Genomic DNA, 15,956 nt, shown 5'->3' on the forward strand with positions numbered 1-15,956 from the left:
AGCTGGATTTGCCCGTTGCAAGTTGCAACTATTCTGTTGCGGATTTGCCATAAAACTCCGCAAAGCTACGGGAAACTGCGGTTTTTCCGCTGGCGGAAAGGTCACATCCGGGTTAGCTTTTTCCCAAACAAACCAATTTGGGAGGGGTAGGATGAAGACCATTTGGCTGCTGTCTGCCAGCTTTGCCGCCATTGCCGCGCCGGCTTATGCGCAACCCGGAACCGGCCCTGAAGAGCCGCCGACCTCTTCCAGTCCGACCGAGGACGCAGCGGTCCAGAATGCCGATCCCGACCAGGGGCAGGGCCAGAACATCGTCATCACGGCGCAGGGCCGTCGGCAGTTGCTTCAGGACGTTCCGCTCGCGGTCCAGGCGGTGGGGGGCGAGCAGCTGCAGAATTCCGGTGCGAACGACATCCGGCAGCTCAACCAGCTTGCGCCCTCCCTTCTGGTCTCGTCGACCGGCAGCGAAGGCAACGGCTCCGCCCGGATCCGCGGCATCGGCACGGTGGGCGACAATCCGGGTCTCGAAAGCTCGGTCGCCGTGTTCATCGACGGTGTCTACCGCTCACGCTCCGGAATCGGTCTCAACGAGCTTGGCGAAGTCGAGCGGATCGAGGTGCTTCGCGGTCCGCAGGGCACATTGTTCGGGCGCAACGCGTCTGCCGGTCTGATCCATGTCATCACCCGCCGCCCCGAATTCCAGTTTGGCGGCTTCGCCGAGCTTTCCTACGGCAATTACGACTATGTCCGGGCGTCTGGAGCGGTTACCGGACCGATATCCGAAAGTCTCGCCTTCCGGCTCGATGCTGTCTACGCGCGCCGTGACGGCTTCTACGATGTCGTCAATGCCGCCGGCGGGACCGAAGAACGAGTCAACGACCGTAATCGCATCTTCACGCGCGGACAGTTGCTCTTCGAGCCCAACGACGCCCTGAGCATGCGCCTGATCGGCGACTTCTCGACCCGAAGCGAATCCTGCTGCGGTGCCGTCTTCGTGGAAACCCGGGAGACCTATGATCCCACCCCCGGCGTCCCGGGAGATTTTGCCTATCGCCAGCCGGGCGAAGGCGGCTCGCCGACCGGCAACCGAATCCTCGACGTGCTGCAGAGCCTGGGCGGCGTCTTCCCGTCGATCGGCGACCCGTACAACCGCCAGATCGCCATCACCCCGGGGACGACCTACGAAGGCGAGACCACGGACTGGGGTATCTCGCTTCAGATCGACTATGATCTCGGTCCCGCGACTCTGACCTCGATCACCGCCTATCGCGACTATATCAACTATTTCCCCTCGGACACCGACTATACCAATGTCGACATCCTGCGGCGCGACGATGACGACAACGCCTTCCGCGAGTTCCGCACCTTCACTCAGGAGATCCGCCTTCAGGGCTCCGCCTTCGACGGGTTCCTCGACTGGCTCGTCGGCGGCTATTTCGCCAACGAGGACCTGCACGTCCGCGACAACCTTCGTTTCGGCTCGCAATATGGCGCCTTCGCCTCCTGCCGCCTTGTCGCCACCGTCAACCCCAACCCGGCACTCCGCAACCCTGCCAATCCAGGCTGCCTCAGCACCGGTTTGGTGGCCCCCGGAGTAACCGCACGCCAGGCGTTTGCGGCCGGCTTCGGTGCTGCGGCGCCCCTCGTGCTTGCCGGGTTGGACCGGCTGAGCACCGTCAACAATGTCGGCGACAATGTTTCAAACTATTTCCAGGACAGCACCAATTGGGCGCTGTTCACCCACAACATCTTCAACATCACGGACAATTTCAGCCTGACGATCGGCCTCAGGTACACCAACGAAAACAAGGATTTCTCGGCCAATTTCAACAACACCAATACGGCCTGTCCGGTCCAGCAGGCCTTCTACGCTCCGTTCCTGACCGGCGGCGCGACGCCGCTGCCGGCGCAGCTCCAGCCGCTGATCGCCGGAATCGTCAACCTGACCTGCCAGGGCAACTCGTCCAGCGCCCTCAGCTCGCTCAACCTCTCCGATTCCCGCGACGAGAGCGAATGGACCGGAACCGGCGTGCTCTCCTATCAGCCGGATCCCGACTTCCTGCTCTATGGAAGCTATTCGCGCGGCTACAAGGCGGGCGGCTTCAATCTCGATCGCTCGGCGCTCGGTCAGCCGATCTTCGCGCCCGGCGATCCCCGCCAGTTCGGCGGCCGGGGCCCCGGATTCGGCACGGCCAATCTCCAGTTCGACCCGGAAATCGTCAACGCCTTCGAAGTCGGCTTCAAGTGGACCGAGCGGCGTTTCCTGGTCAACGTCGCGGCGTTCCACCAGCGCTTCAGCAATTTCCAGCTGAACACGTTCAACGGCTCGGTCTTCCTGGTCCAGAACATCAATGGCTGCAGCGCCGACCTGGGCACCACCGATTCCGATCTGAGTGGAGCCACCGGAAGGTGCGACCCGGACGACGTTAACGCGGGTGTGACGACCACCGGCGTCGAAGTCGAGGCTGCCATCTACCCGCGCCGGGACCTGCAGATGACTGCCGGCTTCACTTATGCCGACACTCGCTACGCCGATGATCTCGTCGGCCAGGACACGGGTTCACCGCTGGATCCGGCGCTGTTCCTGCTGCCCGGGGACAATCTGTCGAACGCCCCGGAGATCGTCGCGACCGCTTCCGTCACCTGGACTCCGGAAATCGGCGGCTCGGGGCTGACGGGTCTGGTCTATGTCGATGGCCGCCTGACCTCCGACTTCAATACCGGTTCCGACCTGTTCCCCGAAAAGGAGCAGGATTCCTTCGCGGTCATCAATGCGCGTCTCGGAATCCGCGGCCCCGGCCAGCGCTGGGCTGTCGAGCTCTGGGCGCAGAACCTGTTCAACACCGATTATCAGCAGGTCGCGTTCAATGCCCCATTCCAGGGCTCCAACAGCCGCGCTCAGGTCCAGGCCTTCGGCGGAACGGCCAATCAGCTCTTTACCAGCTATCTTGCCGAGCCGCGGACCTATGGGATCACCGGTCGCTTCCGCTTCTAATCGTCACGGAAGCGGTTGAAGGGGGCGGGCCCCTGCCGGCGACGGCGGGGGCCTTTCCTTTCTGGGTTGGGCGTTTGGCGGCGCTGTCTCCGGCCGCCGCTTTCAGCAGGCGCGCTTGAAGCGTCTTCAGCTTGCCGGGCTTGTCGATCTTGGCGCCGTCCAGGTCGGCAAGGTAGAAGACATCGACCGCTCGCTCTCCATAGGTGGCGATGTGAGCGCTTCGGATCGTGACCTTCGACCGGTAGATCGCCTGCGCCAGCTCGGAAAGGAGGGCCGCGCGATCCCGGGCATTTACTTCGACGACGGTGTAGCGGCTTGAAGCCTGGTTATCGATGAACACCGCCGGCTGGATCGAAAAGGCTTCCGCCCGGCGACGCGGCAGCGGCCGAGCCGCCAGCCTGTCCGACTGCGGCTCCTGTCCACCCACCGCTGCGAGAACGGCCTGCTCCAGCCGCTCCAGCTGACGCGGATCCTCGAACAGGCTGCCGGTCATGTCCTGGACGAGGAAATTGTCGAGCGCCATGCCGTCGTCGGTGGTGTGGATTCGGGCATCGATGATATTGCCGCCCACCAGACTTATCGCCCCGGCCACGCGATAGAAGAGACCGGGACGATCCTTCGCATAGATCGTCACCAGGGTCGCACCGCGCTCCCCGACGGCCCGCAATTCCACCGGCTTCACCCGATCAGGATGGCGATCGGCGGAATCGATCAGCCGGGCGTTGGCGTCGATCACCTCGGCAGGTTCCGCCAGCCAGTAGCTGTCCGGCAGCCGCCAGGTCAGCCGGGCAAAGCGGCTTTCCTCCCAGCCGAGCCGCTCCGCCAATCCGTCCTGGACCGCCCCAATCCGTTCCTTGCGCCCCTTCTGCTTGTGGCCGAGCCGAAGGACCTCTTCGGCGCGTTCGAACAGCTCCCGGAGCAGCTGCGATTTCCAGCTGTTCCAGGTACCGGGACCAACGGCGCGAATGTCGACCACGGTAAGGATGAACAACAAGCGCAATCGCTCCAGGCTTTTGACCCGATCGGCGAAGTCCTGGATCGTCTTGGGATCGGCGAGATCCCGTTTGAAGGCGGCCGCCGACATCAGGAGGTGCCAGCGCACCAGCCAGGCGACGGTCTCGGTCTCCGCGTCGGTGAGACCCAGCCTGGGGCAAAGGGAGCGGGCGACTTCGGCGCCGAGCTGGCTGTGGTCGCCGCCTCGACCCTTGGCAATGTCGTGAAGAAGAACGGCAACGTACAGGACCCGGCGGGAAGAGATCCGCTTGATCAGCGCGGTCGCGAGTGGGTGGTCCGCCTTCAGCTCCCCCCGCTCGATCCGCGAAAGCAGACCGATGGCCCGGATCGAATGCTCGTCCACCGTGTAATGATGGTACATGTCGAACTGCATCCGGGCGACCACACGGCCGAAATCGGGAATGAAGCGCCCGAACACGCCGGCTTCGTTCATCCAGCGCAGGACGGTTTCCGGGTCGCGCGGGCTGGTCAGCACATCGAGGAAGAATGCATTGGCCCGAGGATCGGACCGCACCGCCGAATCGATCAACTTTGCGTGCCGAGCGGCCGAACGCATTGCGAGCGGATGGGTCTCCAGCTCATAGCGGTCCGCGAGAGCGAACATCTGGATCAGCCGAACCGGATCTTCGGCGAGGAAGTCCTCGTCCGGAACGGCAAGCCGGCCGCGATCGAGCATGAAGCCTTCGAGTCGCCTCGGCCGCCGTCTCAGCGCGGGCAGGTAGAAGAGCCGCTGCCCTCGGCGCGCGAACTTCTCGTCGAGATGCGCGAGAAACACTCCCGTGAGGTCGCCGACCGTCTTGGCGTGGAGGAAGTAGTGCCGCATGAATCGCTCGACCGGCGATTTGCCTGGTCGGTCGGCATAGTTCATCCGCGCCGCAATCTCGCGCTGATAGTCGAACGTCAGGCGTTCCTCGGCACGGCCGGCAATGACGTGCAGATGGCAGCGTACCGCCCACAGGAACCGCTCGGCCCGCTGAAACTGACCCAACTCCACCGAAGACAGCAGGCCGACATCGACCAGGCCGGCGACGGATTCGAGGCGATAGGCGAACTTGCCGATCCAGAAGAGGGCGTGGAGATCACGGAGGCCGCCTTTGCCTTCCTTGACGTTCGGCTCGACGACGTAGCGGCTGTCGCCCATCCGCTGGTGGCGCGAATCGCGTTCGTCGAGCTTCTCCTTTGCGAAGGCCCGGATGTTGCCGGAAGCGACATCGTTCCAGAAGCGCGCCTGAACCTCGTCGAAAAGCAGCTCGTCTCCCCAGACGAACCGCGACTCGAGCAAGGCCGTTCGGACGGTGTGGTCGGCTGCGGCGATCCGGACCAGTTCCTCGACACTGCGCGTCGACTGACCCACTTTGAGGCCAAGGTCCCACAGAAGATAAAGGATCGCTTCGACGACGCTTTCGGTCCAGTGATTGGGCTTCCAGGGAGTGACGAAGGCGATGTCGACGTCGGAGTGAAGCGCCATCTCGCCTCGCCCGTAGCCGCCCACCGCCATCAGCAGCAGGCGCTCGGTCGTGGTCGGATTTGCCAGCGGGTGCAGCCGCTCGGTGACATAGTCGTAGACAAGGCGAAGGATCTGGTCCGTCAGAAAAGCGTAAGCCGCGGCCGTCTCGGTTCCCGCATAAGGCTTTTCCTCCAGCCGTCGGGCGATTTCGGCTCGGCCGGAGGCCAGCGCTTCCTTCAGAAGGGCCGCTGCGGAACCGCGGTCGGCGCTCGCCATATGTTCGGCCAGAGCGCGTCGATCGATGATCTGGCGCCGGTTCGGAATGGCAGCCAGAGGACCCGCCATCAGCCTTTCTCCGCCTGGAGCCGCTTGAGCCGGTAGACCAGCTCCAGCGCTTCCCGCGGCGACAGCGAATCGGGTTCCACTTCGTTCAGAGCCATGTGGACCGGATCGGGCTCGGCCGCCTCAGGACCGGCGGCGGCGGCAAAAAGCGGAAGATCATCAAGCCCTGCGGCTATCCCGCCGGTCGCGGCCCGGCCCTGCTCGAGCTTTGCAAGCACTGCCTTGGCCCGCGCCAGCACGTCCGCGGGTAGCCCCGCCAGCTTCGCGACGGCAATCCCGTAGCTTCGGTCGGCGGGGCCGCTCGCAAGCTCGTGAAGCAGGACAAGATCGCCGCGCCATTCGCGGGCCCGAACATGATGAAGCGACAAGCCATCGAGCCGCTCCGCCAGCCGGGTCAGTTCATGATAATGGGTCGCGAACAGGCAACGACAACGGCACTTGTCATGGATTGCCTCGACCACGGCCCAGGCGATCGCAAGTCCATCATAGGTGGAGGTGCCGCGCCCCACTTCGTCGAGGATGACGAGGCTGCGATCGGTGGCTTGAGAGAGGATCGCGGCGGTCTCGACCATTTCGACCATGAAGGTCGAACGGCCCCGGGCGAGATTGTCCGAGGCCCCGACCCGGCTGAACAGCCGGTCGACGAGGCCCAGGGTTGCACTGGCCGCGGGAACATAGGAACCCGCCTGGGCAAGGATGGCGATCAAGGCGTTCTGGCGAAGGAAGGTGGACTTGCCGCCCATGTTCGGCCCAGTGACGAGCCACAGCCTCTTGTCCGCGCCGAGGCGGCAGTCGTTGGCCACGAAACGCTCGCCGGCGGAGGCGAGCGCTTCCTCGACCACGGGATGGCGGCCGGCGGCGACGTCGAAGCAATTCTCCTCGGTGAAGAGGGGTCGGCACCAGCCGCCTTCGACGGCCCGCTCGGCCAGCGCCGCGGCGACGTCGAGGCCGGCGAGGGCGTCGGCCGTTGCGGCAATCGCCTCGGCCCGGACAAGCGCGGTTCCGACCAGCGCCTCGAAATGGGTGGACTCGGCGGCGAGGGCGTTTGCGCTCGCCTGACCGACCCGCATCGCCTGCTCATGGAGGTCGGCCGCGTTGAAGCGAACGACCCCGGCAAGGGTCTGGCGGTGGGTGAAGCCGGAATCGGCCGCCATCAGCTTGTCGGCATTCCGGGCCGGAACCTCGACATGATAGCCGAGCACGTTGTTGTGCCTGATCTTGAGCGAGGCGATCCCCGTTTCGGCCCGGTACCGCGCCTCGAGTGCGGCAATGGCCCGGCGTCCTTCGCCTCCGGTTGCCCGCAAGGCATCGAGAGCGGCGTCATAGCCCTCGGCGATATAGCCGCCTTGCGAAGCGTCGATCGGGGGGACCGGCACCAGCGCGCGCGACAGGAGGTCGACCAGTTCGCCGTGGCCGGTCAGATTGGCGAGATGGTTGCCGAGCAAGCTTGGCTTGACCGGCGTGCGGTTCAAAAGATCATGCAGCCGCTGCGCGCCATCCAGGCCGTCCCGGAGTTGGCCAAGGTCCCGAGGGCCGCCGCGACCGGCGACCAGTCGCCCGAGGGCGCGCCCGATATCGGGCAGGGCCCGAAGCTGTCGGCGCAATCCTTCCCGAAGCCCCCCCTCCCGCTCGAACAGGGAAACAAGCTCGAGGCGAGCCTCGATCCGGCCCCGGTCGAGCAGCGGTGCCGCGAGTTCGGCGGCAAGGCGCCGGGCACCGGCCCCCGTGACCGTCCGGTCGACCGAGGCGAGCAGGCTGCCGCCCCGGGTTCCGGAAGCGGAGACGGTGAGCTCGAGGCTTTCCCTCGTGGCAGCGTCGATCATCATATGATCGGCGGCCGAAACCGGCACCGGCGGTCGAATGAAGGGGAGCGAATCCCGCGCCACTTCGTCGAGATAGGCGAGCAGGCCGCCGGCTGCGCACAAAGCGGGCCGATCGAACTGACCGAAGCCGTCGAGCGTGAGGACTCCGAACCGCTGTTTCAAACGCCGCTCCGCGACCAGGCTGTCGAACCCGGTCTTGCGCTCCTGGGCGCCCGCAATCGGCTCTGGGGAGACGATCTCCGCAGCCGAAAGACGGGCGAGTTCGGCATCGAGAGTCGCCAGCGGGATGGAGCTCAGCTCGAAGCGGCCGGTGGAAATGTCGGCTGCGGCAATGCCGTAGCGATCGCCGGCTTTTGCGACCGCGACGAGCCAGTTGGCGGCGCGCGAGTCCAGCAGTGACTCTTCGGTCAGCGTGCCGGCCGTCACCACCCGGACGATCGCCCGGTTCACAACCGATTTGGAGCCTCGCTTCTTTGCTTCCGCCGGGCTTTCGGTCTGCTCGGCAATGGCGACTCGGTGGCCGGCCCTGATCAGCCGGGCAAGATAGGATTCCGCGGCGTGGATGGGCACGCCGCACATCGGCACCGGCTCGCCTTCATGTTCGCCACGTGCCGTCAAGGCGATGTCGAGGCACTGTGCCGCCACCTTGGCATCATCAAAGAAGAGCTCGAAAAAGTCCCCCATCCGATAGAAGAGCAGGCAGTCCGGAGCCTCGGCCTTGAGCGCAAGATACTGCGCCATCATCGGCGTAGGCGCCGAGCCCGACTTCAACTGAGTTGCCATGCGCCATCGATAAGGCTTCCCGACCAGGAGCGGAACGCCCTTTCCGCGGCTTGCGAGCGGGTGTGCCCTGCCATTATCGAACCTGCTGATGGACCCGACCCTTGCCCTCGTCGCGTTCGGCCTCGCGCTGGTGGTCGGACCGGCCGCTCTTCGACTCGCCGGGCCGCTGCACCGGCCGCCGCCAAGTAGGGCCGTCCTGGACTGGCGGCTGAGCGCTGCCTCGACGCTCGCTTATGTCCTCGCCTTCAATCTCACCTTCTTCGTCCAGGAGGTCTTTCTCGTCCTTCCAAAGGCTCTCACTCCGGGTCTCACCCCGACATTGTTCCACAACAATCACGATTGGGAAGGCGAGCACCCGCTCGCCGAACTCTTCCAAGGGACCGGCGCCTTCGCCATCCTGTTGACGGGCCTGGGCTTTCTCTTCTGGCTGCGCACCGCGCGATCGGGCAATCAGGGCTTCCGATTGTTCGCGATCTGGATGGCCTATCACGGGCTTGCCCAGTCGCTGCCCCAGTTCACGCTCGGCGCCGCGCTGCCGCAGAATGATACCGGTCGGGCAATGGACTTTCTGGGACTTGATACCGGTTCCAAGACCCTGATCGGACTCGCCGCACTGGCGGCCCTCCCGCCATCGGTTCTGTGGCTCAGAAGAACCTTCCTGGCGCTGTTGCCCGACGGGCTCGACCCCAGGCGATTCCTGCTCAGGTCGGCCACCCTGCCGGCGTTGATCGGACTGCCTTTGATCATCCCATATCGAATCCCGCGGGAGCCGGTGGAGGTCCTGTTCTGGCCACTGCTTGCAAGCTGGTTCGCCGCCGCCTGGCTGCAAGCGGGCGCCTGGCGGCCGACCGCCCCAGCGGGCGGGCCTCCCCGGCCGGGGGCCGCGCTGCCTTGGCTCGGCGCCGGAGCCCTGCTCCTCCTCGCATTCTTCCAGCTGGTCCTCCGTCCGGGGATCAGTTTCTAGACAGCAATCGGCGCAGGCTTGCCCCCGCGTCGCCTGACGGCCTACAGCGGCTGCAGAACAAGGAGGGCGCCGGTGAGCGAGGGAAGCAACGTCAAATTTTCCGAAGCCGAGGCGCTGGAGTTTCACGCCGGCGGCCGGCCCGGCAAGATCGAGATCATCGCCTCCAAGCCGATGGCGACCCAGCGCGACCTCAGCCTCGCTTATTCGCCGGGAGTCGCGGTCCCGGTTCGAGCGATCGCCGAGAATCCCGCCAGTGCCTACGATTATACCGCCAAGGGCAATCTCGTTGCGGTGATTTCCAACGGCACCGCCATTCTCGGCCTCGGCAATCTCGGCGCCCTTGCCTCGAAGCCGGTGATGGAAGGCAAGGCGGTGCTGTTCAAGCGCTTCGCCGATGTCGATTCGATCGACCTCGAGCTCGCGACCGAAGACGTCGACGCCTTCATCAACGCCGTGGCGTTGCTGGAGCCGAGCTTCGGCGGGATCAACCTGGAGGACATTGCCGCTCCGGCCTGCTTCATCATCGAACAGAGTCTTCGCGAGCGGATGAACATCCCGGTGTTCCACGACGACCAGCATGGAACCGCGATCATCACCGCTGCCGGTCTGATCAACGCCTGTTACCTCACCGGCCGCGACCTCAAGGACGTTCGAGTGGTCGTCAACGGCGCCGGAGCGGCAGCGATCGCCTGCACCGAACTGATCAAGGCAATGGGCGTCCGCCACGACCATGTCATCATGTGCGACCGCAAGGGCGTCATTTATCAGGGGCGCGAGGACGGGATGGACCAGTGGAAGTCCGCCCATGCCGCCAGTACGGAGGCGCGCACGCTGGCGGAGGCGCTGGTCGGCGCCGACGTCTTCCTCGGCCTTTCCGCCGCCGGCGCGCTGCAGCCGGAAATGGTGAAGGACATGGCGCCCAGGCCGATCATCTTCGCCATGGCCAATCCCGATCCGGAGATCACCCCCCCCGATGCCAAGGCGGCGCGGCCCGACGCCATCATCGCCACCGGCCGGTCCGACTATCCGAACCAGGTCAACAACGTGCTCGGCTTCCCATTCATCTTCCGCGGCGCGCTCGACGTTCGAGCGACCACCATCAACGACGAGATGAAGATCGCGGCGGCCCAGGCTCTCGCCGATCTCGCGCGGCAGCAAGTGCCGGAAGAAGTCGCTGCAGCCTATGGCGGCCGCGCCCAGAGCTTCGGCGCCGATTACATCATTCCCGCCCCCTTCGATCCCCGCCTGATGGAAGTCGTCCCGGCGGCCGTCGCCCAGGCGGCGATGGACAGCGGAGTCGCGCAAAAGCCGATCGAGGACATGGAGGCCTACCGCACCACGCTGCGCGCCCGCCTCAATCCGACGACGTCGGTGCTGACCCTCGCCTACGAAGCGGCCCGGGCCAATCCGCGCCGCGTCCTGTTCGCCGAGGGCGAGGAAGATGTGGTGCTTCGAGCGGCGATCGCCTTCCGCGACGGCGGTTATGGCGTTCCGGTGCTGGTCGGCCGCGACGATGTTCACGACCGGCTGCGCGCGCTCGGGGTCGAAGATCCGGAATCGTACGAGGTTCTCAACAGCCGCAACTATCCGCGCGTTCCGGAGCTTGCCGACCTGCTTTACCGGCGGCTCCAGCGCCGCGGCTATCTGGCTCGCGAGGCCGATCGGATGGTGAAGCAGGACCGGAACATCTTCGCGGCTTCGCTACTCGCGATCGGCGAGGCCGATGCGATGATCACCGGCGTCACCCGCACCTACGCCCAGAGCCTGCGCGAAGTTCGGCGGGTTCTGGATTCGAAGGACGGAGTGACGCCGTTCGGGATCCACGTCCTCGTCGGACAGAGCCATACCGTGTTCATTGCGGACACCACCGTGACCGAAAGGCCGACTCCGGAGCAACTCGTCGAGATTGCGATTCACACCGCCCAGGTGGCGCGGCGAATGGGTCATGAGCCGCGAGTCGCGTTCCTGTCCTACTCCAACTTCGGCAATCCCGAAGGCAATTATCTGGACCGGATCCGCGAAGGCGTGAAGCTGATGGACCGCCGGTCGGACGTCGATTTCGAATATGAGGGCGAGATGGCGCCGGACGTTGCGCTGAACCCCTCGCTTCAGCGAGTCTATTCGTTCAGCCGGCTGACCGGCCCCGCCAATGTCCTCATCATGCCGGGCCTGCAGACCGCGAACATCTCCGCCAAGCTGGTCAAGGAACTCGGCGGAGACGCCGTGATCGGGCCGATGCTGGTCGGCATGAAGCAGAATGTTCAGATCGCCCCGATGACGGCGACGGCTTCGGACCTGGTGACTCTTGCGGTGCTCGCCGCCGGCCGGATCGTTCAGTAGCCGAGAACGACGTTATTGCGGGTTGTCGGCGGTCTGGCCGCCGCGACCGGCCTGACCGACTGCGCCGATATTGCCGAACAGCTCTTCGAACAGGCTGCGCCGTCGGCCAAGCGTCGGCGTCCTTTCGTTGCTTGGGTCGATCCGGGTGACCAGCTCGAGCCCTGTACGATTGACCTGCTGGACGTTGCCGGCCTCGTCGAATCGGATGTGGAGAACGGTCTGCTCGGTCGGGCGAGGCATGTTGAACGCCAGTTGCTTCGTCTCGCGCGAAACATAGTACCAGTCGCGCTGGTCGAACTGCCCGACGAAGGTGGGCCGACCGAGCGTCCCGGCTACGGAATCGCGATTATCGACGCCAGGCTGGATCGCCGTCACCAGCGTTTCGTCGAGCACATGACCCTGATGATCGCGGATCGAGGCGCAACCGCCCAGCAAGGCGGCACCGAAAATGGCCGCGAGGGCGACGCGTGATCCTTGCCGGAAGCTCATCTTGGTCGATTCTCCTGATCGTGCTGCCGGCCCGACGGGGCGCCGCACTTGACTAGCCCTTCCAATATGAACATCGCCTAACCGGCGCAAGCCGCCCCATTTTCCAACGGGAAGTCCCTTGTCCCTCTTGCAGCGCATTTTCGGCGAAACGAAGCAGCGCGAAGCGCTCCAGCCCCTCTACCGGGCGATTGTTTCCGCTGGCCGGGATCCCCTCTGGTATCGGGAAGGCCAGGTGCCGGACTCGCTTGACGGCCGTTTCGACATATTGGCCGCGCTGACCGCGCTGGTGCTCATCCGGCTGGAGGCCGAAGGCGAAGCGGGCAAGGGCCCGTCCGTTCTCCTGACGGAAGTCTTCATCGACGACATGGATGGAACCCTGCGACAGATTGGAATCGGCGACTATGTCGTGGGAAAGCATCTGGGGAAGATGGTCAGCGCGCTTGGCGGAAGGCTGTCGGCGTTTCGCGGTGCCGAGCCCGGCAGCGAGGCCTTCGCCACGGCGGTTCGACGCAACATTTTTCACGAGTCGCCGCCCACCGAGGAAGCCGTCGAACGGGTGAGCGAAGCTCTCGGCCGGTTTCAACAGGCGCTTTATGCCCGCTCCCTCGCTCAGTTGATGAAGGGCGAGTTGTGACCGTCCCCGAGTTCAGCCGCAGGATCCGGGTAGACACTCTGGGTGAAACGCCGCGACAGATGACGATCGAGGCCGGTGAAGAGGAGCGGGTCGCACTCGCCCGGCGGTTCGGGCTGCAGTCGATCGCGCAGCTCAAGGCCGAAGCCTCGCTGAAGCGCAGGGGCAGCGAAGTCATCGCACAAGGCCGGCTCGAAGCCGAAGTCGTTCAAAGCTGCGTCGCCACTTCGGAGCCGGTCGAGGACCGCCTGGACGAGCCGTTCGACATCGTCTTTCGGCCGCATCCCGAGGGGACGAGCTCCGACGAGGAAGTGGAGCTCAGCGAAAGCGAGATGGACGTCGTCTTCTATGACGAAGCGGCGGTCGATCTCGGTGAAGCCGTCGCCGAGACTTTGGCTCTGAGCCTCAATCCTTATCCTCGCTCGCCCGGGGCGGAAGAAGCCCTCCGCAAGGCCGGGGTCAAAACGGAGGAAGAAGCCGGGCCGTTCGGTTCCCTGGCTGCACTGAGGGACAAGCTCAAAGGATCGTAGACAGGTTCAAGCGCCGCCAGTCGGCGCAAGATCCTGCCCGAGTCCATGCAGTTCGCACGTCCTTAGAAGGGAACGTCGTCGTCCAGGTCGGTATCGAACGCTGGCTGCGGCCGTGACGGCTGCCGCGAAGGCGCGCCGAACTCGTTCGAGCCACCGCCGAAGCTGTCGCCATAATCATCGCCGAAGCCCGCACCGCCGCCGCCGCCTCCCCCACCGCCACGGCTGTCGAGCAGGACGAGTTCGCCGCGGAAGCGCTGGAGGACGACTTCGGTCGAATAACGGTCCTGGCCCGAATTGTCGGTCCACTTGCGGGTCTGAAGCTGCCCTTCAAGATAGACTTTGGAGCCCTTGCGAAGGAATTGCTTCGCGACTCGGCCGAGATTCTCGTTGAAGATGACCACTCGGTGCCACTCGGTCCGTTCCTGGCGGTTGCCGTCACGGTCCTTCCAATTCTCCGAAGTGGCGACTCGAAGGTTCACGACCTCGCCGCCATTGTTGAGGGAGCGCACCTCCGGGTCGTCGCCGAGATTGCCGACCAGGATGACCTTGTTCACGCCCGCCATTTCATTCTCCTCGATCCAGGCTCACCGCATAGGACAACCGTTCCCCGCCGCCAAGCGGGTCAAGCCATGGCGGCGGCGGCAGCACGGCGCGAGCGCAGGAACCCCATGGCAAGGAGAAGCGCGGTGACGAGCTGCGCGACCACCGTTTCGAGCGTGGGATAGAGCCCGAGGATCTCGCTCCGCGGGAAGGCGAGCAGCGGAGTGACGCCGATCAGCCCCGCCTCCTGAAGGGCGGCGAACCCTTTCCCCGCGAGGATGACGGCGAGAACGGCGATCAGCACCGAGCTGTACTGGAAGAATTTGGTTATGGGCAGTCGCTTGCTGTAGCGAAGCATCGCCCAGGCGATGAGGGCCAGCAGAGCGGCGGCGACGGCAATCCCGCCGAGCATCGCGCCTTCCTGCCCCTGAGCCCCGAGTGCGGCGTAAAAGATGATGGTTTCGAACACTTCGCGATAGACCGCAACGAAGGCCAAGCCGAACAACAGCCAGGCCGAGCCCCGGCTGAGCGCGCGATCGAGCTTCTCCTGGACGTAGCGCTGCCAGGCACCGGCCTGGGCCTTGCCGTGCATCCAGATCCCGACGAAGAGCAGCACGACCGCCGCGAGCAAGGCTCCGAAGCCTTCGGTCACTTCGCGGTCGGCGCCGCTGATCGTGAAGAGATGGCTTGCCGCCCACCAGGTCGCAATTCCGGCGACGAGCGCCGCGGCCCAGCCGGCGTGAACGTAGCGCAGCAATTCCCGGCGCTCCGCCTTGATGAGGAAAGTGATCATCGCGATCACGATCAGCAGGGCTTCGAGCCCTTCGCGGAGAAGAATCGCGAAGGCGCCGAGGAAGGTCGATGCGCTGCTCCCCGCTTCCGGCGCAAGCGCAGCATCCGCCTGGCCGAACAGGGCCAGCAGCCGCTCCGTCCGGGCGGCCACATCCTCCGCAGGCGAATGGCGGCCAATGGCTGCCCGCAGCGCGCCCATCTCGCGCTCGACGTCGGCGACCAGCTGCGGGTCGCGAGCATTGAGCAGGGCCTCGACCGGCTCCACCCCTTCAAGATAGGAAGCGAGTATCAGTTCCTGCGCCTGGCTACGATCGCCGGCTCGATAGGCGGCGAGACCGCGACGAAGCAGGTCGCGGGCCACGGCGAGCGGCTGGCCGCCGCTCGTTCGGGATACGACCTCCGGATTCGCGCGCAAATAGGCGATCACGGCATTTGCCCGATCCTCGCCGATCGCGGCGGCGAGGGTCGCGGGCGTCAATCCGGCGAGCGCTTCGAGATCGGGGATTTGGTCGCGAATGGCAGCCTCTGCTTCCCAGATCTGCCGGCCTTGCTCCGCCAGGGCCTCGGGATAGGCGAAGCGGCCCGAATGAAGGGCCAGCGCCCATTTGTCCTCGGCCGGCAGATGGCCGAAGCTTTGCATCGCCGTTCCTTCAAGCCCCTGATCGATCACCTGGTACAGCGCAAAAAGACTGCGCTCGCTCGCCCGTTCGCGGTCGGTAAAGGCGATTGGGGGCGGATCCATGCCTTCGGCCAGCGGCGTTCGGGCGCTTCCGTCGGCACCGTGGCAGGAGGCGCATTGCTGGGCGTAAAGCTCGGCACCTCGGGCCGGATCCGGCGCTGTCGCCGGAGCGAGAGGCACCGGATAGGCGGCGAGAAGCCGAGCGGCGAGGCTTCGCGCCCGTTGCTCGACGTCAGCCGGCGCGGCGCGTCGCTCAACCGCGGTTTGAAGCTGCTCCGCTTCCGCGATGAGTGTCGGCCGCTGCGCATGCTGGGGCAGTTGAGTCAGCCGCTCGCGCACCGAACCGGTGAATTCCAGCATCTCGTCATATTCCAGCTGGCTGATCACCCGGCCGTCCTGAACGGCACCGCGATAATCGACGGCGATATAGTCGAGCAGGCGCCATGTCGTCTGAACCGCCGAGCTGTCGGCCCTGGCGGCTGACGCAAGACACAGGGCGGCGAGAAGACAGAGCGGCATGAGGCGCCGAGTCAGCGAGAGCAGGCGAAGAGGCATCCGTCCCCCAGGCAGGAATGAGGGGTTGGCCT

10 protein-coding genes are annotated in these 15,956 nt (G+C 65.3%); 5 read left to right on the top strand and 5 right to left on the bottom strand.

The window, feature by feature from the left end:
* The first annotated feature begins 151 nt into the window (after window positions 1–151).
* Window positions 152–2,995 carry a TonB-dependent receptor gene (locus tag ACRYLT_RS04640; protein ID WP_482662937.1) on the top strand — a complete coding sequence of 948 codons (2,844 nt, stop codon included), beginning with the start codon at window positions 152–154 and terminating at the stop codon, window positions 2,993–2,995.
* Here ACRYLT_RS04640 and ACRYLT_RS04645 read toward each other — a convergent pair.
* Both ACRYLT_RS04645 and mutS read right to left on the bottom strand, forming a co-directional pair.
* Window positions 2,973–5,801, bottom strand: coding sequence for a [protein-PII] uridylyltransferase (locus ACRYLT_RS04645; protein ID WP_482662938.1), 2,829 nt, complete (start codon window positions 5,799–5,801; stop codon window positions 2,973–2,975). The genes ACRYLT_RS04640 and ACRYLT_RS04645 overlap by 23 nt on opposite strands.
* A complete protein-coding gene (gene mutS, locus ACRYLT_RS04650) occupies window positions 5,801–8,404 on the bottom strand; it encodes a DNA mismatch repair protein MutS (RefSeq protein ID WP_482662939.1) in 2,604 nt (867 codons plus the stop codon). The genes ACRYLT_RS04645 and mutS overlap by 1 nt, the downstream gene beginning before the upstream one ends.
* An 88-nt stretch (window positions 8,405–8,492) precedes the next feature.
* Here mutS and ACRYLT_RS04655 point away from each other — a divergent pair, with 88 nt between their 5' ends.
* Window positions 8,493–9,368, top strand: a complete 876-nt coding sequence (locus ACRYLT_RS04655; protein WP_482662940.1) for a hypothetical protein — start codon at window positions 8,493–8,495, stop codon at window positions 9,366–9,368.
* Between the two features lie 72 nt (window positions 9,369–9,440).
* Window positions 9,441–11,708, top strand: coding sequence for an NADP-dependent malic enzyme (locus ACRYLT_RS04660; protein WP_482662941.1), 2,268 nt, complete (start codon window positions 9,441–9,443; stop codon window positions 11,706–11,708).
* Window positions 11,709–11,720: 12 nt separating this feature from the next.
* Here the strand turns inward: ACRYLT_RS04660 and ACRYLT_RS04665 are convergent, their stop codons facing one another.
* A complete protein-coding gene (locus tag ACRYLT_RS04665; protein ID WP_482662942.1) occupies window positions 11,721–12,197 on the bottom strand; it encodes an outer membrane protein assembly factor BamE in 477 nt (158 codons plus the stop codon).
* A gap of 118 nt (window positions 12,198–12,315) precedes the next feature.
* Between ACRYLT_RS04665 and ACRYLT_RS04670 the strand changes: the two genes are divergently transcribed.
* Together ACRYLT_RS04670 and ACRYLT_RS04675 are read left to right on the top strand one after the other, a co-directional pair.
* Window positions 12,316–12,831: a ubiquinol-cytochrome C chaperone family protein gene (locus tag ACRYLT_RS04670; RefSeq protein WP_482662943.1), complete on the top strand. Its 516-nt coding sequence runs from the start codon at window positions 12,316–12,318 to the stop codon at window positions 12,829–12,831.
* Window positions 12,828–13,358, top strand: coding sequence for a YceD family protein (locus ACRYLT_RS04675; RefSeq protein WP_482662944.1), 531 nt, complete (start codon window positions 12,828–12,830; stop codon window positions 13,356–13,358). Before ACRYLT_RS04670 ends, ACRYLT_RS04675 begins: the two co-directional genes overlap by 4 nt.
* A gap of 62 nt (window positions 13,359–13,420) precedes the next feature.
* On the opposite strand, the gene ssb is transcribed toward ACRYLT_RS04675, so the two are convergent.
* The gene (gene ssb, locus ACRYLT_RS04680) at window positions 13,421–13,921 is read right to left on the bottom strand and encodes a single-stranded DNA-binding protein (RefSeq protein WP_482662945.1); all 501 of its coding nucleotides are present in this window, start codon (window positions 13,919–13,921) and stop codon (window positions 13,421–13,423) included.
* Window positions 13,922–13,980: 59 nt separating this feature from the next.
* Complete coding sequence (locus ACRYLT_RS04685; RefSeq protein WP_482662946.1) at window positions 13,981–15,924, bottom strand: FTR1 family protein; 1,944 nt, start codon at window positions 15,922–15,924, stop codon at window positions 13,981–13,983.
* Window positions 15,925–15,956: the final 32 nt, after the last annotated feature.

This window comes from Sphingosinicella sp. SM1-17 (assembly GCF_056821765.1).

Bases quoted from the DNA above. Each gene is read 5' to 3' on its own strand.
- ACRYLT_RS04640 (WP_482662937.1), top strand. From the start codon at position 152: ATGAAGACCATTTGGCTGCTGTCTGCCAGCTTTGCCGCCATTGCCGCG.
- ACRYLT_RS04665 (WP_482662942.1), bottom strand. From the start codon at position 12,197: ATGAGCTTCCGGCAAGGATCACGCGTCGCCCTCGCGGCCATTTTCGGT.
- ACRYLT_RS04645 (WP_482662938.1), bottom strand. From the start codon at position 5,801: ATGGCGGGTCCTCTGGCTGCCATTCCGAACCGGCGCCAGATCATCGAT.
- ACRYLT_RS04655 (WP_482662940.1), top strand. From the start codon at position 8,493: ATGGACCCGACCCTTGCCCTCGTCGCGTTCGGCCTCGCGCTGGTGGTC.
- ssb (WP_482662945.1), bottom strand. From the start codon at position 13,921: ATGGCGGGCGTGAACAAGGTCATCCTGGTCGGCAATCTCGGCGACGAC.
- mutS (WP_482662939.1), bottom strand. From the start codon at position 8,404: ATGGCAACTCAGTTGAAGTCGGGCTCGGCGCCTACGCCGATGATGGCG.
- ACRYLT_RS04685 (WP_482662946.1), bottom strand. From the start codon at position 15,924: ATGCCTCTTCGCCTGCTCTCGCTGACTCGGCGCCTCATGCCGCTCTGT.